Genomic DNA, 26,306 nt, shown 5'->3' with positions numbered 1-26,306 from the left:
TTGCCAACCGAAATGATTCGTGTTACTCTTTTTATGTAAACGGTTACATAAGTGAAGGAGGAGTGTTTGTTGGCAACGATTAAAGATGTCGCAGGCGCTGCCGGCGTCTCTGTTGCCACGGTCTCGCGTGTCCTCAATGACAACGGCTACGTGCATGAAGATACACGAACGAAGGTCATGCTTGCCATGGAGAAGCTGAATTATTATCCGAATGAAGTTGCCCGCTCTCTTTATAAAAGAGAATCCAGACTGGTCGGGCTCTTGCTTCCGGATATTACGAATCCCTTTTTCCCTCAGCTTGCCCGCGGCGCTGAAGACGAGTTGCAGCGGGAAGGATACCGGCTGATCATCGGCAACAGCGATGAAGAATTGGAAAAAGAACTCGACTACCTGCAAACATTTAAACAAAATCAAGTTGCCGGTATTTTGGCGGCCACCCATTACCCCGACCTTCCCGAATACAGCGGCAGCCTTTACCCGGTCGTATTTCTGGACCGGACAAAAGAAGGCGCCCCATCCGTATTCAGTGACGGGCGGGCAGGCGGAAAACGGGCGGCTGAGGAAATGCTTCGCGGCAAAAGCACAAGCATCACGCTTGTCAAAGGCCCAGCCCACCTTTCGACCGCTCAGGAACGTTTTAACGGCGCACTTAACGTGCTGCAAAAAGCGAACGCGCAGTTCAATGTCATCTCCGCCGCTTCATTTTCCATCAAGGATGCCGCCATTTTAGCAGAAGAATTGTTTGCAGCATACCCTGAAACCGACGGAGTCATTGCCAGCAACGACATTGCGGCGGCTGCCGTCCTCCATGAGGCGCTGCGGCTCGGCAAAAAAGTTCCGGAGGAGATTCAGATCATCGGATACGACGATATTCCGCAGAGCAGGCTTTTGTTTCCGCCGCTTTCAACCATCCGCCAGCCTGCATATGAGATGGGAAAACAAGCGGCAAACCTGCTGCTGCAATTGATAAAGAAAGAGCCGCCGAAAGAGACGGCCATTCAAATGCCCGTGACTTACATAAGAAGACAAACGACGAGAAAGGATGATCACCATGAGTGAAATTTGTGTTATCGGAAGCTGTTCTATGGATCTGGTCGTCACATCCGAACGGCGTCCGAAAGCCGGAGAAACCGTACTGGGCACAGACTTTCAAACCGTGCCCGGAGGAAAAGGCGCAAATCAGGCCGTAGCCGCTTCCCGCCTTGGCGCAAACGTATATATGGTAGGAAAAGCTGGAAGTGACAGCTACGGAAAAGCGATTATTGAAAACCTGAAGGCAAACGGTGTCAATACGGACTACATGGAAACGGTTACACATAAAAAAAGCGGAACGGCTCATATTGTGCTCGCAGAAGGAGACAACAGCATCGTCGTCGTAAAAGGCGCAAACGATGACATCTCCCCCGATTATGCCAAAAGTGCGCTGGCAAAACTTCCCGGCATTGATATCGTGCTGATCCAGCAGGAGATTCCTGAAGAAACCGTTGAAGAAGTGTGCAGCTACTGCCGCGCGCAGCAAATTCCGGTTATCCTGAATCCCGCGCCGGCCCGGCCGCTGAAACAATCGACGATTGAGGATGCCGCATATCTTACGCCGAACGAACATGAAGCGTCCATTTTATTTCCTGACCGGACGAAAGAAGAAGCGCTCGCCGGCTATCCCGGCAAACTGTTCATTACCGAAGGAAAACAAGGCGTGCGCTACTCAGACGGCACCGCGGAACGGCTTGTTCCCGCCTTCCCTGCAGAAGCGGTCGACACGACGGGAGCCGGCGATACCTTTAATGCGGCACTTGCCGTCGCACTCGCGGAAGGACGGGACATTGAGCAAGCGCTCCTGTTTGCCAACCGCGCCGCCTCCCTGTCCGTGCAGCACTTCGGCGCCCAAGGCGGCATGCCGGCCAGAAAAGAAGTTGAGGAGCTGCTGTCATGAAAAAACACGGAATGTTAAACAGCCACATTGCCAAAGTATTAGCCGATCTCGGGCATACAGACCTCATCGCAATCGCCGATGCGGGTCTCCCCGTCCCTGACGGCGTCCCTAAAATTGATTTGTCCTTAACGGCGGGCGTTCCCACCTTTCGGGACGTGACCAGCCTGGTAGCCGGGGAGATGGCAGTCGAAAAGGTGATCGCCGCTTCCGAGATCAAAGACGCAAATCCTGAGAATGCAAGTTTCATAGAAAGCCATTTCTCAGCGCAGACGATCGAGTACATGTCCCATGAGGAATTCAAACGGCTCACACAGAAAGCAAAAGCCGTCATCCGAACGGGTGAAATGACACCATACGCCAACTGCATCCTGCAGGCGGGTGTGATTTTCTAGAAAGAAGGGATCCAGCATGCACATCGGCATGACAGACATTCATAAAGCATTCGGCAAAAACCAAGTGCTCTCCGGCGTCTCATTTGAGCTTCTGCCGGGAGAAATCCACGCTTTAATGGGAGAAAACGGAGCGGGCAAATCGACGTTAATGAATCTGCTCACCGGGCTCTACCGGCTCGACAAGGGAAACATTACAATAAACGGGACAAATATGAGCTTCTCCAATCCAAAGGAAGCCGAAAAGCACGGAATCGCCTTTATCCATCAGGAACTGAATATATGGCCGGACATGACGGTGCTTGAAAACCTTTTTATCGGCAAAGAGCTGACGACGGCGTTCGGCGTTTTGGAAACGAAGAAAATGAAAGCGTTAGCAAAATTACAGCTTGAAAAACTGGGAGTCTCTCTTCCTCTTGACCGGGAAGCCGGGCAATGTTCCGTCGGACAGCAGCAGATGATTGAGATTGCCAAAGCGCTGATGACAAACGCCGAAGTCATTATTATGGACGAACCGACCGCGGCGCTGACCGAACGGGAAATCAGCAAACTGTTTGACGTGATGACGGCGTTAAAGCGGGACGGCGTATCAATCGTCTATATTTCGCACCGAATGGAAGAGATATTTTCGATTTGCGACCGGATCACCATTATGCGGGACGGCCTCACTGTGGATACGGCGCATATTATCGACACTAATTTTGATGAAGTGGTCAAAAAAATGGTCGGGCGGGAGCTGACCGATCGGTATCCGACTCGCACGCCGTCACTCGGCGATAAGGTGCTCGAAGTGAAAAACGCCTCAAAAAAAGGAAGCTTTTCACAGATCAGTTTCCATGTGAGCGCCGGAGAAATCCTCGGCGTTTCCGGCTTAATGGGTGCCGGACGGACAGAAATCATGAGAGCGCTGTTCGGAATTGACAGGCTCGATTCCGGAGAGATCTGGATTTCCGGCCGAAAAACAGGCATTCGGGGTCCGTACGATGCCATCCGTAAGGGACTCGGCCTGATTACGGAGAACCGCAAAGATGAAGGGCTGCTGCTGGATACGTCCATTCGTGAAAATATCTCATTGCCGAACCTGACCAGCTTCTCTCCGAAAGGCATCATTGACCGAAAACGCGAGGCGGAGTTCGTTGAGCTGCTCATCAAGCGTCTGACCATTAAGACCGCATCTCCGGAAACCGCCGCCCGGCATTTATCAGGAGGAAATCAGCAAAAAGTCGTCATCGCCAAATGGATCGGAATCGGCCCGAAAGTTCTCATCCTTGATGAACCGACAAGAGGCGTCGACGTAGGCGCGAAAAGGGAAATCTATTCATTAATGAATGAACTGACCGATCGCGGAGTCGCCATCATCATGGTGTCTTCCGAGCTGCCGGAAGTTCTCGGCATGAGTGACAGAATCATCGTCGTCCACGAAGGGCGCATCAGCGGAGAAATCAATGCGGCCGGCGCAACACAAGAACACATCATGACACTTGCCACGGGAGGGCAGCAGTATGAAAACTGAACCAATGACATCAACTGAACAAAAGCGATTTTCCATTCACACCTTCACACAAAAACTCGGTCCGTTTCTCGGCTTACTGATTCTTGTGCTGATCGTTTCCGTTTTAAACCCGAGTTTTCTTGAACCCCTCAATATTCTCAACCTTCTTCGGCAGGTTGCGATTAACGCTCTGATTGCATTCGGAATGACGTTTGTCATTTTAACGGGAGGCATTGATCTCTCTGTCGGAGCCATCCTCGCCTTATCGAGCGCATTGGTCGCAGGTATGATGGTCTCAGGCATCGACCCGATCTTAGCCGTCATCATCGGCTGCGTAATCGGCGCCGTACTCGGCATGATAAACGGATTATTAATCACAAAAGGAAAAATGGCGCCGTTCATCGCCACTTTGGCGACAATGACCGTCTTTCGCGGACTGACCCTCGTCTATACGGACGGAAATCCGATTACGGGACTCGGTTCAAGTTACGCATTTCAATTATTCGGGCGCGGTTATTTTCTCGGCATTCCCGTACCTGCCATTACGATGCTGATTGCATTTGCAACCCTGTGGGTTCTTCTGCACAAAACACCGTTCGGCCGCCGGACATACGCCATCGGCGGCAATGAGAAAGCGGCGCTGATATCGGGAATCAAAGTGCCCCGCATCAAGATCATGATCTATTCTCTGACAGGTTTATTATCGGCGCTGGCGGGAGCGATTCTGACATCACGCTTAAATTCCGCACAGCCGACGGCCGGGGAATCATACGAGCTGGACGCCATCGCAGCGGTCGTTCTCGGCGGAACGAGCCTGTCCGGCGGTCGAGGGCGCATCATCGGTACACTGATCGGGGTTTTGATTATCGGTACGCTGAACAACGGCTTGAACCTTCTCGGCGTATCATCTTTTTATCAGCTCGTCGTCAAAGGAATCGTCATTTTAATCGCGGTGCTGCTGGACCGCAAAAAATCGGCATAGTAGGAGGACCATTATGAAGAAAGCCATCATCACGATCGCGGCATTATCACTGTTTTTGCTGTCCGCCTGTTCACTTGAACCGCCACAATGGGCAAAACCGTCAAACACAAAACATAAAAAAGAATTCACTATCGGGCTCTCCGTCTCCACATTGAACAATCCGTTCTTCGTTTCATTAAAAGAAGGCGTTGTAAAGGAAGCCAAAAAACGGGGCATGCAGGTCATTATTGTCGATGCTCAAAATGATTCATCTAAACAGTCAAATGACGTAGAAGATTTGATCCAGCAGGGAGTCGATGCGCTGCTGATCAACCCGACCGATTCATCAGCGATTTCAACAGCCGTCGAATCGGCAAATTCCCTCGGCATTCCCGTCATTGCGCTTGATCGTTCAGCCGAACACGGCAAAGTCGAAACGCTTGTCGCCTCTGACAATGTCAAAGGAGGAGAAATGGCGGCTGACTACCTCGCCGATCAGCTCGGAAAAGGCGCCAAAGTGGCGGAATTGCAAGGGGTGCCGGGCGCATCCGCGACACGGGAACGCGGAACGGGCTTTCATCATATTGCCGACAAAAAGCTGGATGTCGTAACAAAGCAAGCGGCGGATTTTGACCGTACAAAAGGATTGACCGTCATGGAAAACCTGCTGCAGGGACATCCGGATATTAAAGCCGTGTTCGCCCATAATGATGAAATGGCACTCGGCGCGCTCGAAGCGATTAACAGCTCAGGCAAACACATTCTGGTCGTCGGTTTCGACGGAAATAAAGATGCGATTTCTTCCATTAAAAACGGAAAGCTGACAGCCACGGTCGCCCAGCAGCCGGAGCTGATCGGAAAACTGGCGGCCGAAGCGGCGGAGCAGGTGCTCAAAGGAGAAAAAGTCAAAAAAACCATTTCCGCTCCATTGAAACTTCAAACACAAAAATAACCGGCCGATGTTTAGACTTCCGGTAAAACGTGAAAGGATGAAGTAAAAGGAGAGATACAGATGAAGAAAACAGCCAAAGCGGCATCCATTCTGACCCTTGCAGCGGGAATAACAGCGGCTTCAGCTGCCGGAATAACGCCTCTTCCCGAGACACACGCGCAAGAAGCGGTCAAAATTGACGATCTGTACAGCTACCCGCTTGACTCTTATCTCGTTTCCGCGGAAGCATTGAACGTCAGAACAAAAGCATCAGCAGCCAGTCCGAGAGCTGATACCCTTCATTTAGGCGACAGCTTAAAGATCGTTTCATTCCAGAACGCTGACTGGGCAAAAGTACATTATAAAAACGGAAAAACAGGATTTGTATCTACTCATTATATTGTTAAAGAAGCAACAACCGTAAAAACAACGGCAAAAACAAAAGTATATACAGACAAACAAGCGGTCAAAGCTTCCCTTGCTAAAAACACGAGCGTTTCTTTCCTCGGATGGAAAAAGACAGCCGGCGGCGGCATTGACTTCGGCTGGGCGCTTGTCGATTACGGGGGCGCAACGGGATATATCAGCACAAAAGATCTGCAAAAACTGACATAATATCAAAACGGATTTCGCAAATTCAGCGCGAAATCCGTTTTTTCTTTCTTGAGCAGTCAGAAACGTCTAAGGTTCGAAATATTTCTCAGGAAATATTGTCGGATGAAGATGAATGCATACGACTCTAAAATGGCTTCTTTATGTAATCCGCCAGGCGTTTGGCATTGTCACGGATAGCCGCAGCATCGGCGCTGCTAACCCCGTACATCGCGAAAGCCGGCAAATAGGTCATACCCGTAAAATTAGCCATTGCCTGAAACGGCCTTAAGAGCTCGCTCAGTGAAAAATGGTTAGACCCGCCTGCCTGATATGCATCCTCTCCGGCACCTACGGAAACAGCCAGCAGCAATTCTTTGCCGTGCAGCGCCTTTCCTTTGGAGCCGTAAGCCCAGCCATACGCCAGCACATGATCCATCCATGTTTTTAAAAGCGGAGGCGCACTGTACCAGTACAGCGGGAATTGAAATACGATCCGGTCATACTGTTCACACAGCTGCCGTTCCTTTTCCGCATCTATTTTCCCGTCCGGATATTCTTTATAAAGCTCACGGACCGTGATTTCATCATGATTTTTTAATTCTTCTGTCCACGCCTTATTGACCGCTGAGTTGTTCATGTCAGGATGAACCGCTAATACCAATACTTTCACAGCTACCACACCTTTCCCTTTTGACTGTATTTTACCTAATCTTTGCCGGTTCAGCCAAATAAAAAGAAAGCCCCCGAGAAAAATGGGGCTTTCTTTTTTAATTTATTCCGGGCTTCCTTCGGTTGTTTCGATATCCTTCGCAAAATTCGGATTATCTAAATTTGCGTTGAAAAAGTCCGCCGTATTCGGAAGCTTGAGGTTCATATTCATTTTTTGAGAAATGGTCACTTTACAATCTTTAATGACATAGTCAAATACGTGTCCGCCGGAATTGCGTCCTTCATCAATGAAGTGCAGGTGATATCCGGAAACAGCGATGCCGTTTGCGTACCCCGGCGTCCAGAAGCCGGCGATTGTACCCTGAATGTCGTCAAAGTTGAACACAGGCTGTGTTTTCACCGCTTCGATCATCGGAACGTACGGTTTCTCCTGGCGTTCTACCGTTCTTGTCTGCACCTTTTTAAATACGCCGTCTAAACGGATCGCATAAAATAAGTTTTTACTAGGCAGAAGGCTGGCGATTTCCTGCTCGAATTCTTCACGGGTCATTTCGCCGTCGATCGTATGCGTCATATCAGGCGTGAAAAATGTGAATGAGCAGAATGGTGACAGGTCTCCGCCTTTAACAGGCGTAGCCGTTCCGTCGCCGCGCAGACGGTAAAATTCTCCGTCAAATCCGATTAATTCGCCGTCCAATTTGTTGAACGTGCCGATTCCGAAATCACCGAACTTCGGAATGTCAGCCATATCAAAATCTCCGTCATATACTCCGTCCAGCAGAGATGTCATTGTTGATACTTGATAGATCTGATCCTCAGGTGAGCCTTTTTCTCCGCGGCTCATCATATGGATGTCGCTTGCGTTTTTCATATTCCCTTCACTCCTTTTAAATTGGGCTGTTTTAGAAAACAGGTCATGGTGCGCAGAGTGCTAGAGAGCTTTTGCTTTCATTTTTTCTTTGAATTGCTTCGGAAGCATGTCGCTTGATAAATGGACATTGTCACTGTAATCGACAGGAATGTCAATGATGACAGGACCTTCTGTGTTCAAGCCTTTTTGCAGCACGTCTGCCAGCTGTTCCGGTGACTCAACGCGCAAGCCGGTGGCGCCGAAGCTTTCTGCATATTTTACGATGTCAATGTTTCCGAAATCTACGCATGATGTACGGTTATATTTTTTCATTTGCTGGAATGCGACCATATCATATGTGCTGTCATTCCATACAAGGTGAACGATCGGCGCTTTTAAGCGGACTGCCGTTTCCAATTCCATTGCAGAGAACAGGAATCCTCCGTCTCCTGAAACGGATACGACTTTTTCACCCGGATTCACCAATGTGGCAGCAATCGCCCAAGGAAGCGCTACGCCCAATGTCTGCATGCCGTTGCTGATCAACAGTTTCAGCGGCTCATAAGCGCGGAAGTAGCGGGACATCCAGATCGCGTGAGAACCGATATCGCAAGTGACGGTTACGTCGTCATCAATTGCATTGCGCAGTTCTTGGACGATTTGCAGAGGATGCACTCTGTCGGATTTATGGTCGCTTGGCGCCTTCTCGCTGTCTGTGAGCATCTGTTTTAATTCGCTCAGCACTTCTTGTTCACGGCTGCCCATATCAAATGTCACAGCGTCGTGTTCAATTTGTTTAACCGTAGCGGCGATATCGCCTAATAATTCTAATTCCGGCTGATAGGCATGATCGATATCGGCCTGGATTTCGTCAAGATGGATAATAGCACGGTCACCGTTTACGTTCCAGAACTTCGGATCGTATTCAATCGGATCATAACCGATCGTTAATACGACATCCGCCTGTTCAAGCAGAAGATCGCCCGGCTGGTTGCGGAACAGTCCGATCCGGCCGAAATATTGGTCTTCCAGCTCTCTGGACAATGTGCCGGCCCCTTGGTACGTTTCTACGAAAGGCAGTTTTGTTTTGGCAAGCAGTTTGCGGATTTGTTTTACCGCCTCCGGTCTTCCGCCTTTCATGCCGACTAACAGAACGGGAAGTTTCGCCGTCTGGATTTTCGCGATAGCCGCGCTGACCGCTTCTTCCGGTGCAGGGCCTTGTTTCGGCGCCGGCACGCTGCGTACGTTTTTCACATTTGTGATTTCATTCACAACATCCTGCGGAAAGCTCACGAAAGCCGCGCCTGCCTGACCTGCTGACGCTGCCCTGAAGGCGTTTGTTACCGCTTCTGGTATATTCCCTGTTTCCTGTACTTCTACACTGTATTTTGTAATCGGCTGAAATAGCGCCGCATTGTCCAATGATTGGTGTGTCCGTTTTAACCGGTCTGCGCGAATTACGTTACCCGCCAGCGCCACTACCGGATCACCTTCTGTATTAGCCGTTAACAAGCCGGTCGCCAAGTTGGATGCCCCCGGGCCTGAAGTAACGAGACAAACGCCTGGTTTTCCAGTCAGTCTTCCGACAGCCGCAGCCATAAATGCAGCGTTCTGTTCGTGACGGCATAAAACCAGTTCAGGTCCTTTATCTTTTAACGCATCAAATACTGCATCAATTTTTGCACCCGGAATGCCAAAAACATGTGTGACACCTTGCTCCACTAAGCAATCAACAACAAGCTCCGCCCCCCGATTTTTTCCAGAGGTTTTTAGTTCATTTGTTGCTTTTGCCAACACCCTCACTCCTTATTATGCATATTAAATATAAAATTTTAAGTAATTTGTGATATTATTCACTATACACTCTTTGGAAATTGACCTCCAATATCAATTCGCCGTATGATTAATATGTTTCACGAATAATTAACAAAGAGAAAGGAATGGATAAGGATGGAGCTTCGCCATCTTCAATACTTTATTGCCGTTGCCGAAGAACTTCATTTCGGCAAAGCTGCGCTTCGGTTAAATATGACACAGCCGCCTCTCAGCCAGCAGATCAAACAGCTTGAGAAGGAAGTCGGCGTGACCTTATTAAAGCGCACGAAACGGGTTGTAGAGCTTTCAGCTGCCGGAGAAAGTTTTTTAAAACACAGCAGAAACGCGATCGAAGAAATAGACAAAGCGATTGAAATGGCGCAGAGAACGGCGCGGGGAGAGCTCGGCCGCCTTGTCGTCGGTTTTGTCGGCTCGGCCACATATGAATTTCTGCCGCCGATCATTCGGGAATTCCGCGAAAAATTCCCCTCCGTCAAGCTTGATCTGCGTGAAATTTCTTCTTTCAGACAGCAGGAAGAACTTCTGAAGGGGAACATTGATATCGGCATCCTTCATCCGCCTTTACAGCATTCCGCGTTACATATGGAAAAGGTGCAGAGCAGTCCGTGCATTCTGGCCTTGCCGAAGCAGCACCCGCTTACCGCTAAACAGACAATCGACATTCAGGATTTAAAAAATGAACCGATTATCACACTGTCGAAAGAAACATGGCCGACTTTATACCTAGAGTTTGTAAACTACTGCGAGCAGGCGGGCTTCAAACCGAAAATCGTTCAGGAAGCGACGGAGTATCAAATGGTGATCGGATTGGTTAGTGCCGGCATCGGTGTAACCTTCGTGCCTTCTTCTGCTAAAAAGCTGTTTAATCTCGAAGTCGCCTACCGCGGCATTAATCAGGTGCAGCTCACGGCCGAATGGGTCATTGCCTACCGCAAGGATAATCAAAATCCGATTCTGAAACACTTTCTGGATATTATGAATAAACGCCAGGCTTTATTGCAGGCGGATAAGGAAAATGCATAAAAAAGAGGGCCGCCGAAAGCAGCCTCTTTTTTTTGTGCTTTTATGGATTTTTACTAAATTGGTAGAAACGCTCAGTACACCTTACGACCTGTACCCGTATACATACAGTACAACTGATCAGGAGGGATAAAAATAACGGGGCGGCAATGACCCATCTAAAAGGAGGCAGAACACATTACACATATTACCGTCATTTTGACCCTGATTTCTTTCTTTGTGACCATTATTTTTATATTTTGGAGACCCGGGGGATTAAATGAAGCCGTTCCGGCGTCGCTGGGCGCCATTCTCGTTTTGTTATGCGGAACCGTTTCCTTTCATGATTTGGGGGATATAGGGTCAAAAGTCACCGGAGCATCAATAACCATTATCTCCACAATGATTATGGCAATCGCGCTGGAAAGCTTCGGTTTTTTTAACTGGGCGGCGGCCAAACTGCTTCACCGCGCCAAGGGATCGGGCATTCGGCTTTTTTGGCTGACCAACCTGCTCTGTTTTTCAATGACGCTTTTTCTGAATAATGACGGCAGCGTCTTAATCACCACTCCTATTTTACTATTGGTCTTACAATATCTCGGACTTAAAAGACATCAGAAAACACCGTATTTAATAAGCGGCGTATTAATTGCGACAGCCGCAAGCACCCCGATCGGCGTCAGTAATATCGTCAATTTAATTTCTCTCAAAATGATAGGCATGGACCTTTATTTGTACACCAATATGATGTTTATCCCCGGCACGCTGGGACTGGTGTTTATGGCCTTTCTGCTGTTTGCCGTTTTTTACCGCCGTTTGCCGAAACAGCTCCCCGATATTCCGGTTCATTTTGACTCGCTGGAACACAAACGATATCATCCGCTTCAGCCTCCGCCAGACCCGACCCAAAACAGCCGTACGAACATCATGTTTTGTGTTTTGGCATTTGTATTGTTCGTCCGGATCAGTCTGTTTGCAGCTTCTTACAACGGCATATCCGTTTCGCTCGTGGCTGTCATCAGTTCAGTCATCCTGCTTGGCTGGAGATGGTTTTATTTAAAAATCGGACCGGCAGATTTATTAAGGAAAGCGCCTTGGCATATCTTTATTTTTGCCTTCACGATGTACATTATCATCTACGGACTGCATAATATCGGACTGACGGCGCTGCTTGTTCAGTCTATTGAGCCTTATGTCTCACAAAGCATTGCCCACGCTGCATCTATTATGGGCATTGCTACATCCGTCCTCTCTAATTTGTTCAATAACCATCCCGCCTTAATGATCAGCACTTTGACCTTAACTGAAATGTCCATCGACCCATTAACCGTAAAAATCATTTATCTGGCTAATATTATCGGCAGTGATATCGGATCATTGCTTCTGCCGATCGGGACATTAGCCACGCTGATCTGGATGCATATCATCAGACAGCACGGCGAAAAAGTTTCTTGGTCAGAATATATCAAAACGACCATTATCGTTGTCCCTCTCACTGTCGTGTTTACCATTACCGTTTTATATGTTTGGATCAGTTGGATTTACCTTTAGCTCCCATGAAAAAAAACTGCCTGCTGTATAAGAGAGGCAGTTTTATCATTTATGGCAGGTGCATGGTTTTTAAATGATTCAATTTCCAAAAAACAGTATCGCCGTCTGCATTGGTCAATTCAAGAATATTATCTGAGACATCCTGCAACAGCCCCACTTTATTCGGTATATCTCCTAAATCCAGAATAATCAGCTTCCCGATATATCTTTTTAATTGTTCCTCAAAATTCCGGACAAGGGGCACATTAGCGGGAACAACCGGCAGCTCTGAACTGTTTAATGTATACGGCGTCTGCTCATCGGAATAGGGTGTCAGCCATTTCAAATGATGCATCGAGATGAAAAGAGTCTTATAAACCGGAGAGAAGAAAACAAAATAATCATTTAAAACACTTGTCACATACCCATGAATGGAACGGTCTCCCGTAACAAATATTTCTGTGAATCTGCCTTTTATATGCTGGAGGGTATTCCGGTAAGAAAAGGAATGTTCCTGTTTTTCGGGATGCGGACTTTTTTTTCTTGCGTACGGTTCTTTATTCTCTTCGTCCGGGAGCGTCAATGTCATCCTCTGAAGATGCAGCAGCGGAATATAAAGAAACGTCCGGCCGTCATGAATCACAATGATATCCTGACCGATATCCAAAAGAGTTCCTGAAAATGTCGTATTCCCCGATATCTCAATATCGACTTGTTTATCCAGAAATCTGCTTAATCCAGCCATTTCATTCCCCCCTCTCCCGCGTTTACGGACAATCTTTCCAATCATTTACGGCCGTGTTTCCACCGATAATCTATTGTCCTTAATACAGTGGCGTAGCTATAAGAGTTCTCTTCCTCCCGTTTTGAGGATCGAACGGATCTTGATGATCTTTTCGACTTTTTAGAGGAAGTACGCTGCTCTTCGCGTGATTCTTCTTCATGCGGCTTTTCTTCTTCGGCGCTCTCTTTCTCACCTTTATTCTCGTCGTCTTTATTCTCCTCTTTTTTAGCTGCTCCTTTTGCCCCTTCGCTGATGCTCTTGATATGAAAAGGATAGATCCGCAGCACTTCTTTATCCTTCACAAGAGTGTAGTGGCCGTCGGAATTATCCACAAGTATACCTTCAACGGCTTCAGGACCTCCGCGGTTGATGGATACCCATTTGTGGATCAGGCGTTTAAATATGCCGTGAAAATCATCAGCCATTTCAAATTCCGGGCGCTCCTCCTCTTGGCCGTACTCTTCTTGTTCCGCGCTGATGCTTTTGACATGGTCGGCGTTAAAATATACAATTCCGTCATCTTCTGTTTCCAGCACGAGAAAATCATCCCCTGTTTCGTGAAGCTTTCCTCTTTTCGATTCCGGACCTCCCTGATTCAATTGCACCGTGCGATTGGTCATCCGGCTGATCAGGTCTTGAAAATCATCAGCTTTTTCACATTCTGCCGCTTCGGCCGGCGATACGGTTTCACTCGTATTTTCCGTCACACTTTTCACGTGTTTCCATTGATAATAAACGATTTTATTATCAACCTGAAGAGCGATATAATCCGATTGAATGTCTGCTAATCTCCCTGTCTTGGACTCCGGGCCTCCCCGGTAGACAGTAATCACTTTTCCTTCCATTGCATGCAAAAAGTTGTCATCAGACCGCTGCCGCTTCGTATTGCGTTTCATCTATTGTCCTCCTAGTCATTTTTCTCATAATGTAAAAAGCATAATGCATATATACGTATCACGATTATTTTCGGGAACTGATTCACCAGCCTATTTGTAAAAAATCTTTCTTCATTTCCAAATCAGATATTCCACCGCTCTAACTCACTGCTGATGAAGGCTGACCGCTCCTTAATGTATTCGCAAATCACTTCAGGCTCCCGGTCAAAGCAATCAATCTCTTCTTTCTTATATGGATCCTTCGCGACATGCGGCCTGATCTGCTCATACAGTGACATGACCTTCGGCTTCATATGTTCAATGGTAAACCGGGTCTGAAGCGTCTCTTCCAAAAGCCGTTTGTACGCTTTGCGGAAATACGGTTCATCCAGAAGCCTTGCAGTCAAGGTATTAAACCCTTGTATTCTGACATAATCGGCCTCCATCCGATCACCATGAATGTCTCTTCCCCACGTCGCATCGTAATCCCACGGAATGACTTCAAAAAGTCCCGTTTCATGATTCCGGTACAAAGCGTAATTATGGACAAATCCATCGTAGTTTGAGGTAAACACGATGCCCGCAAGCCACCTCAAATACTTATCGGCGTCCAAGTGTTTGACGATCTCCCCCTTGAACTCTGACTTCGGCACGGTATTAATTTTATAGATCATATCCTGCAAGTATAAATCGTCTTCTTTCGTTCCCGTTTTCTTTTCATAACCAAGTTCGAGCGATGTTTTCGTATCCCGCTCCAGATCACTGACAAGGGAGAAATTGGCGTCGTCATCAACCGCGTAAAAAACAGCCCCGTCCGCCAAATTCCGTTTCGCCAGAAAATATTCATCCACTGACTCCAGCTCAAGATACACCCCCTCATGTCTGCCATTGATTTGCAGGGTTACGAAATTCGCCTTTGGTGACAGCGTCCCAAGCTCCGCGAAGAAATCGAGAGACAGCTTATTCCGCATCATCGACGGATCTTTGTATTCAGCGTTTAAATGTATCTCTTTCGCCCTGCGAAATGTTTTCGGCGAATAAAAAGCGATATGATACGATTTTTTCTTAAAATCTCTTATATGAGAGCCGCGGTACGCCAGATCAATGTCAAGCCGTTTTTGATTCACTCTCAGCACCGCGGGCACCGGATCATCATCCCAAATGTCTTTTTTCAGCTCCATTAAGTCTTTCGGGTGAATAAACAGCTGGTATAGAGGCAATGTTGATTGGTCTTTCATCGGTAAACCTCCCTGTATTAATTTAGGCTGTGCTTTTTATATAAAACTCAGCGAATCACACATACACTTTTTTCATTCATGCGTACTATGTGGTAGTAAGGATCGCATCCTTAAAACATATATCATGAGGAGGTTTCAAAATGGGCCACTATTCCCATTCTGATATCGAAGAAGCAGTAAAGTCCGCAAGCACCGAGGGATTGGAAGATTATTTGTACCAAGAACCAAAAAGCAGTAAGAAGAGAAAATCTCGCAAGCATAAAAAATCCCGTTCTCACAAAAAATCTCGCAGCCATAAAAAATCCCGTTCTCACAAAAAATCTCGCAGCCATAAAAAATCCCGTTCTCACAAAAAATCTCGCAGCCATAAAAAATCCCGTTCTCACAAAAAATCTCGCAGCCATAAAAAATCCCGTTCTCACAAAAAATCTCGCAGCCATAAAAAATCCCGTTCTCACAAAAAATCTCGCAGCCATAAAAAATCCCGTTCTCACAAAAAATCTCGCAGCCATAAAAAATCCCGTTCTCACAAAAAATCTCGCAGCCATAAAAAATCCCGTTCTCACAAAAAATCTCGCAGCCATAAAAAATCCCGTTCTCACAAAAAATCTCGCAGCCATAAAAAATCCCGTTCTCACAAAAAATCTCGCAGCCATAAAAAATCCCGTTCTCACAAAAAATCTCGCAGCCATAAAAAATCCCGTTCTCACAAAAAATCTCGCAGCCATAAAAAATCCCGTTCTCACAAAAAATCTCGCAGCCATAAAAAATCCCGTTCTCACAAAAAATCTCGCAGCCATAAAAAATCCCGTTCTCACAAAAAATCTCGCAGTCATAAAAAATCCCGTTCTCACAAAAAATCTCGCAGCCATAAAAAATCCCGTTCTCACAAAAAATCTCGCAGCCATAAAAAATCCCGCTCTCACAAAAAATCTCGCAGCCGTAAAAAATCATGCCGGTCTCACAAAAAATCTCGCAGCCACAAGAAATCATGCCGCCGCAAGAAAAAACGCACGCAGAAAAAACCTTATCGTCCTCAGAAAAAAGACCCTTGCAAAAAAGACGATTACTGCAGCAAAACAGAGTACTGGAAAGACGGGAACATCTGGGTTGTAAAGAAAAACTACAAGTAACACCATTCGTAAATAGGCTGCCGGCTAAACGGAAGCCTTTTTCCTCAATCAGATATATGCCACGTGATAAGATATGCAGCCGGTTTTCTTTTGTTGTGTTTCCGAATTTTCTTTCTGTATAATCAGGTCATACGATAAAGAAAGGCGGCCGAAATCATGCATATCTTACGAGCAGACGAACTGAACGCAAAAGACACTTACAAATTGCTTTCGGGCACAGTTGTTCCCCGGCCGATCGCATTTGTCACTACGCGGTCATCCATCAACGGCGCCGTAAACGCGGCGCCCTTCAGTTTCTATAACGTTGTCTCCGCAGAACCGCCGCTTCTGGCCATCTCAGTCAGCCGCGCGGACGGTCGCCAGAAAGACACCGCGAGAAACGCACTCGCTCATCGGGAATTCGTAGTGCACGTCAGTGATGAGTCCATTATTGAAGACATTAACAAAACGGCGGCAAGGCTTGATCCTGATGTCAGTGAACTTGGCATGACAGACCTTTCTGTGACAGACAGCGCTTGCATCAGCGTTCCCGGTATAAAAGAAGCAAAAGTGAGGTTTGAATGTATACTCGAACGCCATCTTCCGTTCCAAAATGACAGCGGAGAAACGACGACAGACCTCATCATCGGCAGAGTCGTTTGTTTTCATTTGAATGACCAAGTATATGACGCCGATAAAGGCTACATACGGACAGATGAGCTGAAGCCTGCGGCAAGGCTCGCGGGGAATGAATACGCCAGACTCGGGAAGACATATACGCTTGTCCGCCCGACCTGAAGCAGGAACCATTATAATAGAAGAAACTAGTCAAAAAGACCCCTTTCGTAAGGGGTCTTTTTGAGTCTTTTACCATGTAACTCAGCCTAATGTCTTATAGAATGCCGAAACTTACAAGGCCATCACTCGTATGAAACGAGAGACACATTTTTAGGAGGCAGATGATGGATTTCATTCAGTTACTGATTTTTTCAGCCGTATTTATTTTGCTCAGCCTTATGTTTCAAGTATTTGCCGTCAAAGTTCTCAATTTGCCAAAGCCTGTTAAAAAGCAGAAGCCGATAAACGGCACACATCGATTAATCGAAATCACACTGCTTATTACGGGCATCGCAGCGGTGACTTTTTTCAATGAAACTATTTTGCTGCAGCGGCATAATGGAATGGCGGCACCGGCGGGAGGAAAAGCAATATGTGTACGATTCGTTTTACGCGGGTCTTTCTGCCGCGCTTGGCGTGCTTATTTTTTTCATCAGTTAGCGTAGCTCTATACTCCTGCGGCCGCTCCGTCGCCGCGCGGGTCGGCCCCGCCTTGGAGAAAGCCTTCTTCATCAATGACGATCGCTGCCGCATGGCCCATAAGCCCGTCAAAATCACCAACGGTCTCGACGCGGTGGCCGCTCTGCCTTAGGGCTTCTCTCGTTTCAGGGCTGATTCTGCTTTCAACCCTCAGCCCTTCATACTCCTCTCCCCATGTCCGTCCCCAGACCCAGCGCGGCTCATTGATCGCCTGCTGGGGGTCCATTTTGTAATCAATGATGCGCGTAATCATCGCTGTCTGAGTTTGCGGCTGGCCTTCTCCTCCCTGGGTTCCGTACAGGATGTGAGGCTTTCCTTCTTTACAGGTCATCGCCGGCATGAGGGTGTGGAACGTCCGCTTGCAGGGTTCAAGTGTATTGACATGGGATCCGTCCAGCGAAAAAAATGACCCGCGGTTTTGCAGCAGAATGCCCGTCTCCCCCGCTGTAACGGCAGATCCGAACTCGAAATAGAGGCTCTGAATAAAGGAAACGGCATTTCCTTCCGCATCGGCGACGGCGGCATAAGCTGTGTCGCTTCCGACCGGCCGGCTTACCGCCGGCGCAGCCACGTTACCGATTTCTTCCGCGAGCTGCTTTGCATACCGTTTATCAAGCAGCCGATCCAGCGGAATATGAGAAAATGCCGGATCAGTCAGCACTTCATTCCGGTGCTGAAAACTCTTCTTCAGCGCCTCGATCAGCAGATGATAATAGTCAAAGGAACCGTGTTCAATCTGAGAAAAATCATAGTTTTCCAATATATTGAGCGTCATTAAGCCTGTAAAACCCTGTGAATTCGGCGGAGCCTGATAGATTTTGCACCCGCGGTAATCGGAGGATACCGGGTTCGTCCACTCGCCGCGGTGGGCTTTAAAGTCATCAAGTGTCAGACGGCTGCCGTTGTTTTGCAGAAAGGATGTGATGCGTTGAGCGAGGTCTCCTTCATAAAAAGCGCTTCTGCCTTTCTGGGCAAGCTGCTCCAAGCTGGCCGCCAGATCCTTTTGGACAAACCGTTCACCGGGCATGGGCGCTTTTTTGTTTCTCGTAAAAATGGCCGAGGTGTAAGGCATCGAGGCTAAAAGAGCGAGATTGCGTTCTGTGTGGGCGCACTGGTCGGCGGACACTGGAAATCCGTTTGCCGCATAATCAAGAGCTGGCTTCAGCACCTCAGCGAGCGAAAGACGCCCGTACGCCGAAAGCACGGCATCCCAGCTGTCCGCCATTCCCGGAACGGTAATGGCGCTTTCTGTCCCGCGCAGAGGGATCGCTTCTCTGCCCCGATACAAGTCTCTCGTCACATGCTTCCCTGAACGGCCGCTCCCGTTATAAGCTTTGATTCGTCCCGTTTCTTTATGGTAAGTGAGCCAAAATGAATCCCCGCCAAGACCCGTCATATGCGGATACACGACTGCCAGACAGGCGCTGACCGCCACTGCCGCGTCAAATGCGTTTCCGCCCTTTTCCAGAATGCCGGCCCCCGCCTGAGAAGCGAGATAATGCGGACTGACGACCATTTGTTTCGTTCCGATGGTTGAAGTATTCATGGCAAGCCCCTTTACAAATTTTCTCAAGTATAAAAAGCGGCTTCGCGGCCATCCACATTCCTGAAAGAAAATCTCACACACTATTTACTTTTCGATAAGAAATAATTCTAAGTTATTACGTATCGAAAACAATAAAAAATTTCTCCCTTCATACCGTAACGTTTCATGATACAATAATGTCTACCAAATGAAGGAAGGTGAAGCGGATTGGAACATGAATACAGCATACCGAATCTTGTCCTTGATGAAACGGATAAACAGATTCTTTCGATTTTGCACGAGGAAGGGAGGATTTCCTATACAGACGTAGGAAAGCGGGTTAACCTGTCGCGAGTGGCGGTTCAGCACCGCATTCAGCATTTACTGGATGCCGGTGTGATTGAAAAATTCACCGCTGTCATCAACCCGGCGAAAATCGGCCGCCATGTGTCCGTGTTTTTTAATGTGGAGGTGGAGCCGCAGTATTTGGAGGAAACCGCATTAAAGCTTGAAAAGGAACCGGCCGTGACAAGCCTTTATCATATGACCGGACCGAGCAAGCTGCATATGCACGGCATTTTCGCAAATGATCAGGAGATGGAAGAGTTTTTGACAAAACGGCTCTATACGCAAAAAGGCGTCGTCAGCGTCGACTGCCAAATGCTGATTAAACGGTATAAAAGCAGAACGGGCATGAAGCTGTAAGGAGGACATAGCCATGAAACATCCCTATTGGGACATTACGGCGGCGATGGTCCGAACGGGCATTCTCGGATTCGGGGGCGGCCCGTCGGTGATCCCGCTCATCCGCCATGAAGCCGTCAATAAATACAAATGGATAGATGATGATGAATTCGGAGAAATATTAGCGATCGCTAATGCGCTTCCCGGACCGATTGCCACAAAAATGGCTGCGTATCTGGGCTTCAAGCTGAAAGGCACGTTAGGCGCAATCTTGGCAACCCTCGCCCACATTCTGCCTACATGCCTTGCTATGGCGGGCTTGTTTGCCGCTGTCAATGTCTTAAGCCACTCAGCAATTGTTGCCGGCATGATTGGCGCCGTCACCCCGGTGATCGCCGTCATGCTCGGCATCATGGCGTACGAGTTTGGCCAAAAAGCGCTTAAAGGTTTCGGCTGGGTCACGGGCATCCTATTTTTTATCATCGCTTTTATCGGCCTGCAAACGTTACAGATTAATCCCGGCTTTGTCATTATCATTTTCTTAGCGTACGGCGCGTTTCATTTTAAATTAAAGGACAAAATCACAAATAAACGTTCAAAAGATAAAGGAATGTCGGCCTCATGATCATGATTTATGTATTTATGGCGTTTTTTGTCGCAAACGTACTCGGATATGGAGGCGGACCGGCGTCGATCCCTCTGATGTTTGAAGAAGTCGTCAACAGATACAGCTGGCTCTCAAACGATCAATTCTCAAATATGCTCGCACTTGCGAACGCATTGCCGGGCCCGATCGCCACCAAAATCGCGGCGTATGTCGGCTACAGCGCAGGCGGGTGGCCCGGGTTCCTGATTGCGCTGATTGCCACCGTCGTACCGTCGGCGCTCGCATTGATCGTCCTCTTGCGCATCATTCAGCGCTTCCGCCAATCTCCCGTCATCAAAGGTATGACGCTGTCCGTCCAGCCTGTCATCGCCGTCATGATGCTCATTCTTACCTGGCAAATCGGCGCAGACGGCATCAAAGCGATCGGCTGGGTTCAAGCGATAGTGATTGCGGGGATTTCCCTCCTTGCCTTGACAAAATTCAAGATGCATCCGGCCTTCCTGATTATCGCGGCGTTTTTGTATGGAGGGCTTGTGGTTCCTCATTTATAAAGAAAAGCACCTGGACAGGTGCTTTTTGTTTCAGTCCCGATATGTTGTTCGATATAGATAACTGTTTCTTCGTCTATGCTTCTTACATGTGGTTCCTGTCATCCTCCCAGATGGCCTGATCAATAAAAAACATTTGCAGCCTCCCGGACTGCAAGTGTTACACGTGATTTTTCCGATAAAACGTTCGCAAAACATGCGTTTCAAGGTCAGCCAGACGGACAGGGATCGGCAGCCTGCTTTCTCGATTGATCATTTTCATTGTGATCTGATAGCTGCTTTCTAAATCAATGTTATGTCCGCAAGACAAGAAGATAGGCTTCACGTCCCGCCGTGTTCGCAGCGCCCGGCCATATACCTCGCCGTCAATGAGAATATCGGTGTAGGCGCCGACTTCATTTTCAGGCATCTCGAAATCGCAGCCTTTGATTTTGAGATAGGTTTTCGCAATCCCAATTGTAGGCTTACCCAGAAAAAAAGCCGCATGGGTGGCAACGCCCATATGATTGTAATGCAGATACCCATTGCCATCAAACAAAAATACATCCGGCTCTGCCTCCAGCTTTTTGGCCGCTTCAATGATCAGCGGCAGCTCGCGAAACGCAAGAAAACCGGAAACATACGGCACGCTGATTTTCCCCATGCTGTGCACTTTTTCAATCACTTCTTTTGTATCAGCGTCAATCACGATGATACTGCATACGCCATACGGTTCCCCGTCCTGCTCCCAATAAGCGAGGTCGACGCCTGCGCATGTGTTGACGGAGTCTGGATGGATGACGGGGGATAGGTTGATTTTATGTATTAGGGATTGTTGTGTTTGAATAAAGTCCGATTCATCATTTAGATCAAAATCGTGAATTTGATGTATTTTCATTTCATTGGTTTTCCTCTCTTAAAATAGTCTTTGCTCTCAATCGTCCTGTGTGTCGATCTAGCGAAGACTCCTTCAACAAATTATATCTTTTATTAAAATTCATTTTTCATTTCTTTCATAAAAATAAGGTTCAATTGTTTAAGTAATTCTTTAAGTTCAGTACACATAATATCTTCTAAAGGATTTTCCCAATCTTCGTTTTTTATCAGTTCAATGCCATAACTGCCGGGTGGATCGCCTTCTTTTTTAAACATTTCGTTCAATATAATTAACTTCTGTTCTTGCGACATTACATTCTCTCCTTTACATTTTTGAATTATTTTATTTCACTTTTCACAAAACTTAAACTTTAATTTTTTTCTCTATAAATCAACAGTTTTGAATTAGTTTTACCATTAAAAGCTTGATCATTTGTAATGTTTCTTGCTTTCACAAGGTAAAAACTAAAAAAGCAGGTACAGTATAACTGCCTGCTTTTTTAGTTAAATTTTATTACTAAAGTTAATTTCTTTTACAAGGATAGCTTCGTTTCCGTACTCTTCAATGTCGGCCTTTAGCCAACCGCTTTCCTCTTCTCTATATTTATGAAATCTAAGTGTCGCAAAACCTTCATCAATACTTATAATTACAACAAATTTATGCTCAGGAAATTTTTCTTTTAAATGTTGTTCCCAACCGTCTACTACCTGAAACGCATAAAGTGAAATCTCTTCATCAGACAAATCACTGCAGTCTAAATAATCGTTTATGCGGAGCTCATTACACGATGCTTCATACCCCGTTTTATCCCCGTACATTTTCAAAATTCTATTCCAATTTATCGTTGTATTATCAGTTAACTCATACTCTAGATCTAGAATATAGCAATCGTCTACTTTAACTATATTAGGTGAAATAATATCCTTTAATTTAGATAGGTCAACTTTATTTGCATTACTCCGATCTTCAAGTCGTTCTTTTAGTCTTTTCATATTTTTATTTGTATATTCCATATATAATCTTCACTCCTATACTAAAATACAGGATCCTCACCTAAAAATTTCAATCCCTTATTTATAGCTTTCTGAACACTCTTGTCTTTAAGTACTTTTTGAATTTTGCTAGGTGCATCTTCACCTGTTTTTTGGTCATAAAACTTTTTTGTTTCTACATCAAAATACCATTTTTTATTATTTGGCTCGTGATAGTGAATTTGACCTTCTCTTTGCCCTGGATTTGGGTTTTCAATGTCTATTCTTTCTGTCTTCCCATTTTGCCATGTTGTCTTACTTGCAATTTGAGTTCCATTTTGACCGAAAAGTTTCTTACTATTCCCGCTACCACTACCCACCATCTTCACAACCCCAAGATCTTTCACAGCAGTCGTTTTCATATCAGCATGAATGATTGGGAAAGTAGCGCCATCCGGTGTGACAGTCTTGTGGACACGAATTTTTACATTCGTCGGTACTTTGAATTCTTTTACTTGGTCTAGAATCTTTTTCCCTTTTTCAACTTTTGTTGCTTGTGGCGATTTTGCAAGCGGTATGCCTTTGTTTACATGCTTCGCCAATGCACCGGCTCCAACCAAACTCAGCGCAGCTTCCAGTGCCCCTTGCTTCCGCTTCTCCTCGGACACTTTGTTTCCGAACATATCCCGGCCTGTGACGGCTTCTGTGAATCCGTTTGAGGCGACAAGGCCGTATGCGCCCATTTCAGTCATTTTGAGAATGTCTAAGGATTTTCCGGTTTTATAGGCATCTAAAGCATGTTCTGCGGCAATGACGGTTTTTCCGGTTTTGTAAATGGCTTTTCCGCCTTTGAAAGCGCGGCCCGCCCAGCCGACGACCGGTATGAATCCGGCGGCGGCCATCGCTCCTGCTGTGACGCGTTCTGCGGTGGAGAGCTTTTCTCCGGTCACCGGATCAACACCTTCGGCTGCTCTTTTATAATCATAATAGCCGGTGACTTCGCCGGTAAAGTTGCAGATGCCGTCCCATGTTTTTTCGTACCATGGTTTATTGGCTTCTTCTTCAGCCTTTTCCTGAAGCCGTCTTGCTTCGGCCTGCTGGGCTTTTGCGTCAATATAGTCCGTTCCCTGTTTTTCTGTCGCCGTGACGCTTTTGTAGATTTCATTGCTGTGGAAGGCTTTTTTGTCATAGTACATAGGGGATGCGCTTTTCCCGTTGCTGGTGGCCTGCATGAGAACAGAATATTTGCTGAGCACTGCGTTGTCCAGAGATTCTAAGTTTTGATATTCAGCAGTCAGGGATTCATCAAGCGTATCGACTGCCGTGATTGTGTCACGTCTGGTTTTCTGGGCATCGCCCATTTTATCAGCGTAATCATCCAGCGTATATGTGTCGAGATGAATAATATCGCTGATGCCTGACAAAATTGAATCGATTTCTGCTTTATGAGCGGAGACAATCTCTGAAGCTTTCAAATCCGCGTTGGGCAGCTCATGCTCCAAAAATGAAGTCTCCACATATGTATCGCTGAGTTCTTGATCTTTAATGTCACCTGAAATGCCATTTAAAAACGCAATTTGAGCAGAGACAAGCGTCAGCCAGCTGTCGGCGATTTCCGCTTGTCCCTGAAAAAAATCTTTTATATTGTCTGCGCCTTTCCCTTTCAAAGCATCACCCAGATCGGCCACGCCTTGAAAGGCTTGTTTGAGCGCACGCAGCTGCTCTTCAAGGGCTTCGTATTGTTTCTTTCTCTTATCTGCTTCGTCCGTTAACGATTGTGATTCAAACACTTTGCTCATCGGCAAGTCCTTTCTTTCGTTATTTTACGGCGATCGCCTCGTCCTGTTCTTTCAAAGAATCTACGTTGTCTTTAACGTCCGCGATATTCTTATGAACGGCCTGCTTGTATTCGCTGATCATCGATACAAGCTTTGCCTCGCGGGATTGGTACTTGGAGGTATAGTCGAGCTTGTTTTTTCCGTTTGAACCGGCGTTCCCGATCGAAACAGCCTCCAAAGCGCTGCTGACGGATTCAAGCTGCTTCATGACGGTTCCGTATTTGAGTTTTATTTCTGCCATTAAAACCAACTCCAGCTTCTTTTGATTGATTGTATTTTTTCTCCGACCGTGTCAAGGGCTTCTTCTCCCAGCGTCAGCAGGTGCTCTGCCTCTCTCGCAATGCTTCTGGCGGCAAGGAGCCCTCCTTTTTCAATTTCAAGCTGTGTCATCTTTAAGCCGATTCGGTAAATATAACCGTCGTATTTGTCTGTGACGATTCTGTATGCTTCTGTATGGGCCTGATCGCGCCGGTCATCAAATTCTTCAGCAAAAGTGCCGGTCCAATGATGGTCCAGGTGCGGCCTGAGGATGTCCCTGATTTCAGATACGCCCTCTTCCTGCAGAGATTCTATCTCTCTTTTCGCTTCTTTTAATTTATCAATTTGGTGTTCAACCTCGCCCAGTTTATGGCTGATCGTGCTGTTAATATGGCTTAATGTGCTTGAATGGCTCATCTGTTTTCACCTCGTCTTACGCAAAAAGTCGTACAAAAAGCACAGACTTTTCCATACTATATTTCCATATATTATATTTTAAAATAGACAGAAAGCAGCTTAAATAGGTTAAATGGCTTATTTTCAACAGCCGAGATGCTCATCATTAACGCCAAAAGACTCACATAAACGGCATATCCATTCATCGATCTCCTCTATGTATCCATGATAAATTCCCTAAAAAAAAGGAGACAGTGATTAACCGTCTCCTTTGCCTTGTATCATGATCATCATACTGTCGTTAACTGCAGTCCCAGTTGTACAAAACGTTTGAGAAATCTTTTCTCTTCAAATCTTCCGGTCTGATAAAGAAATTGGCGATTCCCACATCTCCCCACATCGAATCAATGTCATCATCTGAATCAATTTGCAAAAGCAGAATCGTATGGTTTTGATGAGAATAAGACCGCGGATCTTCCTGGGTGAAGGACGCATAGCCGCCGATTTTATGGCCGAATGCGTTCGCCGTATATTCGTCATACACCTCATCGTCAAACTGCTCGAAATAGTCAAAGGCATCCATCCCGGCATACTGCCTGAATTGAAAATCAGACGGGAGCACCCATTCAGCAGACAGCTCAGGGGTGATCAGCGCTTCGGATTGAATCGGTAAATCGTACTCCTCTTCAACCTGAACGAAAGAAAAATCATCCATGAGCTCCGCTTCTTCTGCTGTCACATGTTCAAAATATTTGACGCAGAAACCAGTTTGCGCGCACCCGTCGTCAAAATTCAGACCGTATACGTCATCACTGACCGATATGTAAAACTGAAGAATGCCGGTGTCCGGAAAATCAGGAAGTCTGGGCATATCCGCAAAATTGATTTGAGCGAGAAGCTTCATCGGCCTGCCGCTTTCATCTTTAGGATATGGTTCATGTTTCGGAAAATAGGGGTCTCCTGCAATTTTACTGTCATACCGTCCCGTTTCAGCTTTTTTGACGTGCAGTTTGATAAAAGGCCGTGCTGACGTTTCCAGCAGACCGCGGGATGATTCCATTTGCTTCGGCAATTTCCATGTTTTTTCCACGATAAATATCTCCTTCGTCTCTA

Annotated in this window: 27 protein-coding genes and 3 pseudogenes; 16 read left to right on the top strand and 14 right to left on the bottom strand. The window is 46.7% G+C overall.

What is annotated here, in order from left to right:
* Window positions 1-69: 69 nt before the first annotated feature.
* The 7 genes from D5S11_RS01105 to D5S11_RS01075 are packed head-to-tail and all read left to right on the top strand — an operon-like array spanning window position 70 to window position 6,321.
* Window positions 70-1,059, top strand: coding sequence for a LacI family DNA-binding transcriptional regulator (locus tag D5S11_RS01105; protein WP_007407519.1), 990 nt, complete (start codon window positions 70-72; stop codon window positions 1,057-1,059).
* Entirely contained in the window at window positions 1,052-1,933 is an 882-nt protein-coding gene (rbsK, locus tag D5S11_RS01100) for a ribokinase (protein ID WP_032869519.1), read from the top strand. Before D5S11_RS01105 ends, rbsK begins: the two co-directional genes overlap by 8 nt.
* Window positions 1,930-2,325 (top strand): D-ribose pyranase, encoded by a 396-nt coding sequence (gene rbsD, locus D5S11_RS01095; protein ID WP_032869517.1) that lies wholly within the window; start codon window positions 1,930-1,932, stop codon window positions 2,323-2,325. Before rbsK ends, rbsD begins: the two co-directional genes overlap by 4 nt.
* A 16-nt stretch (window positions 2,326-2,341) precedes the next feature.
* Window positions 2,342-3,835, top strand: a complete 1,494-nt coding sequence (locus tag D5S11_RS01090) for a sugar ABC transporter ATP-binding protein (RefSeq protein ID WP_020956443.1) — start codon at window positions 2,342-2,344, stop codon at window positions 3,833-3,835.
* Window positions 3,825-4,796, top strand: a complete 972-nt coding sequence (rbsC, locus tag D5S11_RS01085; protein ID WP_007407523.1) for a ribose ABC transporter permease RbsC — start codon at window positions 3,825-3,827, stop codon at window positions 4,794-4,796. The genes D5S11_RS01090 and rbsC overlap by 11 nt, the downstream gene beginning before the upstream one ends.
* Window positions 4,797-4,809: 13 nt before the next feature.
* Window positions 4,810-5,727, top strand: a complete 918-nt coding sequence (gene rbsB, locus D5S11_RS01080; protein ID WP_032869513.1) for a ribose ABC transporter substrate-binding protein RbsB — start codon at window positions 4,810-4,812, stop codon at window positions 5,725-5,727.
* A gap of 60 nt (window positions 5,728-5,787) precedes the next feature.
* A complete protein-coding gene (locus D5S11_RS01075; protein WP_007407525.1) occupies window positions 5,788-6,321 on the top strand; it encodes an SH3 domain-containing protein in 534 nt (177 codons plus the stop codon).
* 124 nt (window positions 6,322-6,445) lie between these two features.
* On the opposite strand, the gene D5S11_RS01070 is transcribed toward D5S11_RS01075, so the two are convergent.
* The 3 genes from D5S11_RS01070 to alsS all read right to left on the bottom strand — a co-directional run bounded on the left by D5S11_RS01070 (window position 6,446) and on the right by alsS (window position 9,613).
* Window positions 6,446-6,970, bottom strand: coding sequence for an NAD(P)H-dependent oxidoreductase (locus D5S11_RS01070; protein WP_020956445.1), 525 nt, complete (start codon window positions 6,968-6,970; stop codon window positions 6,446-6,448).
* Window positions 6,971-7,072: 102 nt separating this feature from the next.
* Entirely contained in the window at window positions 7,073-7,840 is a 768-nt protein-coding gene (gene budA, locus D5S11_RS01065; RefSeq protein ID WP_003151318.1) for an acetolactate decarboxylase, read from the bottom strand.
* A 60-nt stretch (window positions 7,841-7,900) separates the two neighbouring features.
* Window positions 7,901-9,613 carry an acetolactate synthase AlsS gene (gene alsS, locus D5S11_RS01060; protein ID WP_007407527.1) on the bottom strand — a complete coding sequence of 571 codons (1,713 nt, stop codon included), beginning with the start codon at window positions 9,611-9,613 and terminating at the stop codon, window positions 7,901-7,903.
* Between the two features lie 156 nt (window positions 9,614-9,769).
* On the opposite strand from alsS, the gene alsR reads away from it, so the two are divergent.
* Together alsR and D5S11_RS01050 are read left to right on the top strand one after the other, a co-directional pair.
* The gene (alsR, locus tag D5S11_RS01055; RefSeq protein WP_007407528.1) at window positions 9,770-10,678 is read left to right on the top strand and encodes an acetoin biosynthesis transcriptional regulator AlsR; all 909 of its coding nucleotides are present in this window, start codon (window positions 9,770-9,772) and stop codon (window positions 10,676-10,678) included.
* 195 nt (window positions 10,679-10,873) lie between these two features.
* Window positions 10,874-12,205, top strand: coding sequence for an arsenic transporter (locus tag D5S11_RS01050; protein ID WP_012118610.1), 1,332 nt, complete (start codon window positions 10,874-10,876; stop codon window positions 12,203-12,205).
* Window positions 12,206-12,254: 49 nt separating this feature from the next.
* On the opposite strand, the gene D5S11_RS01045 is transcribed toward D5S11_RS01050, so the two are convergent.
* The 3 genes from D5S11_RS01045 to D5S11_RS01035 form a co-directional block, all read right to left on the bottom strand.
* Complete coding sequence (locus D5S11_RS01045; RefSeq protein WP_007407530.1) at window positions 12,255-12,929, bottom strand: hypothetical protein; 675 nt, start codon at window positions 12,927-12,929, stop codon at window positions 12,255-12,257.
* A 41-nt stretch (window positions 12,930-12,970) separates the two neighbouring features.
* Window positions 12,971-13,864, bottom strand: a complete 894-nt coding sequence (locus D5S11_RS01040) for a spore coat protein (RefSeq protein WP_108725267.1) — start codon at window positions 13,862-13,864, stop codon at window positions 12,971-12,973.
* Between the two features lie 122 nt (window positions 13,865-13,986).
* Window positions 13,987-15,081 (bottom strand): CotH kinase family protein, encoded by a 1,095-nt coding sequence (locus D5S11_RS01035; protein WP_015240725.1) that lies wholly within the window; start codon window positions 15,079-15,081, stop codon window positions 13,987-13,989.
* Between the two features lie 140 nt (window positions 15,082-15,221).
* Here D5S11_RS01035 and D5S11_RS20435 point away from each other — a divergent pair.
* The 4 genes and pseudogenes from D5S11_RS20435 to D5S11_RS01020 form a co-directional block, all read left to right on the top strand.
* A pseudogene (locus D5S11_RS20435) lies at window positions 15,222-15,689 on the top strand (CotG/ExsB N-terminal domain-containing protein); the annotation flags it as partial.
* 60 nt (window positions 15,690-15,749) lie between these two features.
* Window positions 15,750-16,214: pseudogene (locus tag D5S11_RS20150) on the top strand (spore coat protein CotG); the annotation flags it as partial.
* A gap of 156 nt (window positions 16,215-16,370) precedes the next feature.
* Window positions 16,371-16,991 carry a flavin reductase family protein gene (locus D5S11_RS01025; protein WP_012118614.1) on the top strand — a complete coding sequence of 207 codons (621 nt, stop codon included), beginning with the start codon at window positions 16,371-16,373 and terminating at the stop codon, window positions 16,989-16,991.
* A 164-nt stretch (window positions 16,992-17,155) separates the two neighbouring features.
* Window positions 17,156-17,471: pseudogene (locus tag D5S11_RS01020) on the top strand (hypothetical protein).
* 7 nt (window positions 17,472-17,478) lie between these two features.
* Here the strand turns inward: D5S11_RS01020 and ggt are convergent.
* Window positions 17,479-19,056: a gamma-glutamyltransferase gene (ggt, locus tag D5S11_RS01015; protein WP_039063761.1), complete on the bottom strand. Its 1,578-nt coding sequence runs from the start codon at window positions 19,054-19,056 to the stop codon at window positions 17,479-17,481.
* 207 nt (window positions 19,057-19,263) lie between these two features.
* On the opposite strand from ggt, the gene chrS reads away from it, so the two are divergent.
* From chrS to chrA, 3 genes are read left to right on the top strand one after another with little or no spacing between them, the layout of a single operon-like run.
* A complete protein-coding gene (chrS, locus tag D5S11_RS01010; RefSeq protein ID WP_007407537.1) occupies window positions 19,264-19,740 on the top strand; it encodes a chromate efflux transcriptional regulator ChrS in 477 nt (158 codons plus the stop codon).
* Window positions 19,741-19,753: 13 nt separating this feature from the next.
* Window positions 19,754-20,344 (top strand): chromate efflux transporter subunit ChrB, encoded by a 591-nt coding sequence (gene chrB / locus D5S11_RS01005; RefSeq protein ID WP_007407538.1) that lies wholly within the window; start codon window positions 19,754-19,756, stop codon window positions 20,342-20,344.
* Window positions 20,341-20,877, top strand: a complete 537-nt coding sequence (gene chrA / locus D5S11_RS01000) for a chromate resistance efflux protein ChrA (RefSeq protein ID WP_015418373.1) — start codon at window positions 20,341-20,343, stop codon at window positions 20,875-20,877. The genes chrB and chrA overlap by 4 nt, the downstream gene beginning before the upstream one ends.
* Before the next feature lie 157 nt (window positions 20,878-21,034).
* Here chrA and D5S11_RS00995 read toward each other — a convergent pair whose 3' ends face one another.
* The 7 genes from D5S11_RS00995 to D5S11_RS00965 form a co-directional block, all read right to left on the bottom strand.
* Window positions 21,035-21,751: an endonuclease V gene (locus D5S11_RS00995; RefSeq protein WP_108725266.1), complete on the bottom strand. Its 717-nt coding sequence runs from the start codon at window positions 21,749-21,751 to the stop codon at window positions 21,035-21,037.
* Window positions 21,752-21,843: 92 nt separating this feature from the next.
* The gene (locus D5S11_RS00990; RefSeq protein ID WP_410553326.1) at window positions 21,844-22,041 is read right to left on the bottom strand and encodes a hypothetical protein; all 198 of its coding nucleotides are present in this window, start codon (window positions 22,039-22,041) and stop codon (window positions 21,844-21,846) included.
* Window positions 22,042-22,233: 192 nt separating this feature from the next.
* Window positions 22,234-22,743: a hypothetical protein gene (locus tag D5S11_RS00985; RefSeq protein WP_015418379.1), complete on the bottom strand. Its 510-nt coding sequence runs from the start codon at window positions 22,741-22,743 to the stop codon at window positions 22,234-22,236.
* Window positions 22,744-22,763: 20 nt separating this feature from the next.
* Window positions 22,764-24,500, bottom strand: a complete 1,737-nt coding sequence (locus tag D5S11_RS00980; protein WP_108725265.1) for a ribonuclease YeeF family protein — start codon at window positions 24,498-24,500, stop codon at window positions 22,764-22,766.
* A 19-nt stretch (window positions 24,501-24,519) separates the two neighbouring features.
* Window positions 24,520-24,780, bottom strand: coding sequence for a YwqI/YxiC family protein (locus tag D5S11_RS00975; RefSeq protein WP_007407543.1), 261 nt, complete (start codon window positions 24,778-24,780; stop codon window positions 24,520-24,522).
* Window positions 24,780-25,214, bottom strand: a complete 435-nt coding sequence (locus tag D5S11_RS00970) for a coiled-coil domain-containing protein (protein WP_007407544.1) — start codon at window positions 25,212-25,214, stop codon at window positions 24,780-24,782. The genes D5S11_RS00975 and D5S11_RS00970 overlap by 1 nt, the downstream gene beginning before the upstream one ends.
* Before the next feature lie 280 nt (window positions 25,215-25,494).
* Window positions 25,495-26,283, bottom strand: coding sequence for a YwqG family protein (locus D5S11_RS00965; protein WP_015240735.1), 789 nt, complete (start codon window positions 26,281-26,283; stop codon window positions 25,495-25,497).
* Between the last annotated feature and the right edge of the window lie 23 nt (window positions 26,284-26,306).

The organism is Bacillus sp. L75, assembly GCF_003676355.1.
In the GTDB taxonomy this organism is placed as follows: Bacteria; Bacillota; Bacilli; order Bacillales; family Bacillaceae; genus Bacillus; species Bacillus velezensis.
The sequence above is the reverse complement of the archived record's forward strand: the minus strand, read 5'-3'. Positions and strand labels throughout refer to the sequence as shown.

Bases quoted from the DNA above. Each gene is read 5' to 3' on its own strand.
- chrA (WP_015418373.1), top strand. From the start codon at position 20,341: ATGATCATGATTTATGTATTTATGGCGTTTTTTGTCGCAAACGTACTC.
- rbsD (WP_032869517.1), top strand. From the start codon at position 1,930: ATGAAAAAACACGGAATGTTAAACAGCCACATTGCCAAAGTATTAGCC.
- D5S11_RS00985 (WP_015418379.1), bottom strand. From the start codon at position 22,743: ATGGAATATACAAATAAAAATATGAAAAGACTAAAAGAACGACTTGAA.
- rbsB (WP_032869513.1), top strand. From the start codon at position 4,810: ATGAAGAAAGCCATCATCACGATCGCGGCATTATCACTGTTTTTGCTG.
- D5S11_RS00990 (WP_410553326.1), bottom strand. From the start codon at position 22,041: ATGTCGCAAGAACAGAAGTTAATTATATTGAACGAAATGTTTAAAAAA.
- D5S11_RS00980 (WP_108725265.1), bottom strand. From the start codon at position 24,500: ATGAGCAAAGTGTTTGAATCACAATCGTTAACGGACGAAGCAGATAAG.
- D5S11_RS00975 (WP_007407543.1), bottom strand. From the start codon at position 24,780: ATGGCAGAAATAAAACTCAAATACGGAACCGTCATGAAGCAGCTTGAA.
- D5S11_RS01045 (WP_007407530.1), bottom strand. From the start codon at position 12,929: ATGGCTGGATTAAGCAGATTTCTGGATAAACAAGTCGATATTGAGATA.
- D5S11_RS00995 (WP_108725266.1), bottom strand. From the start codon at position 21,751: ATGAAAATACATCAAATTCACGATTTTGATCTAAATGATGAATCGGAC.
- D5S11_RS01075 (WP_007407525.1), top strand. From the start codon at position 5,788: ATGAAGAAAACAGCCAAAGCGGCATCCATTCTGACCCTTGCAGCGGGA.
- alsR (WP_007407528.1), top strand. From the start codon at position 9,770: ATGGAGCTTCGCCATCTTCAATACTTTATTGCCGTTGCCGAAGAACTT.
- D5S11_RS00970 (WP_007407544.1), bottom strand. From the start codon at position 25,214: ATGAGCCATTCAAGCACATTAAGCCATATTAACAGCACGATCAGCCAT.
- rbsK (WP_032869519.1), top strand. From the start codon at position 1,052: ATGAGTGAAATTTGTGTTATCGGAAGCTGTTCTATGGATCTGGTCGTC.
- D5S11_RS01090 (WP_020956443.1), top strand. From the start codon at position 2,342: ATGCACATCGGCATGACAGACATTCATAAAGCATTCGGCAAAAACCAA.
- budA (WP_003151318.1), bottom strand. From the start codon at position 7,840: ATGAAAAACGCAAGCGACATCCATATGATGAGCCGCGGAGAAAAAGGC.
- D5S11_RS01040 (WP_108725267.1), bottom strand. From the start codon at position 13,864: ATGAAACGCAATACGAAGCGGCAGCGGTCTGATGACAACTTTTTGCAT.
- ggt (WP_039063761.1), bottom strand. From the start codon at position 19,056: ATGAATACTTCAACCATCGGAACGAAACAAATGGTCGTCAGTCCGCAT.
- D5S11_RS01035 (WP_015240725.1), bottom strand. From the start codon at position 15,081: ATGAAAGACCAATCAACATTGCCTCTATACCAGCTGTTTATTCACCCG.
- D5S11_RS01025 (WP_012118614.1), top strand. From the start codon at position 16,371: ATGCATATCTTACGAGCAGACGAACTGAACGCAAAAGACACTTACAAA.
- rbsC (WP_007407523.1), top strand. From the start codon at position 3,825: ATGAAAACTGAACCAATGACATCAACTGAACAAAAGCGATTTTCCATT.
- chrB (WP_007407538.1), top strand. From the start codon at position 19,754: ATGAAACATCCCTATTGGGACATTACGGCGGCGATGGTCCGAACGGGC.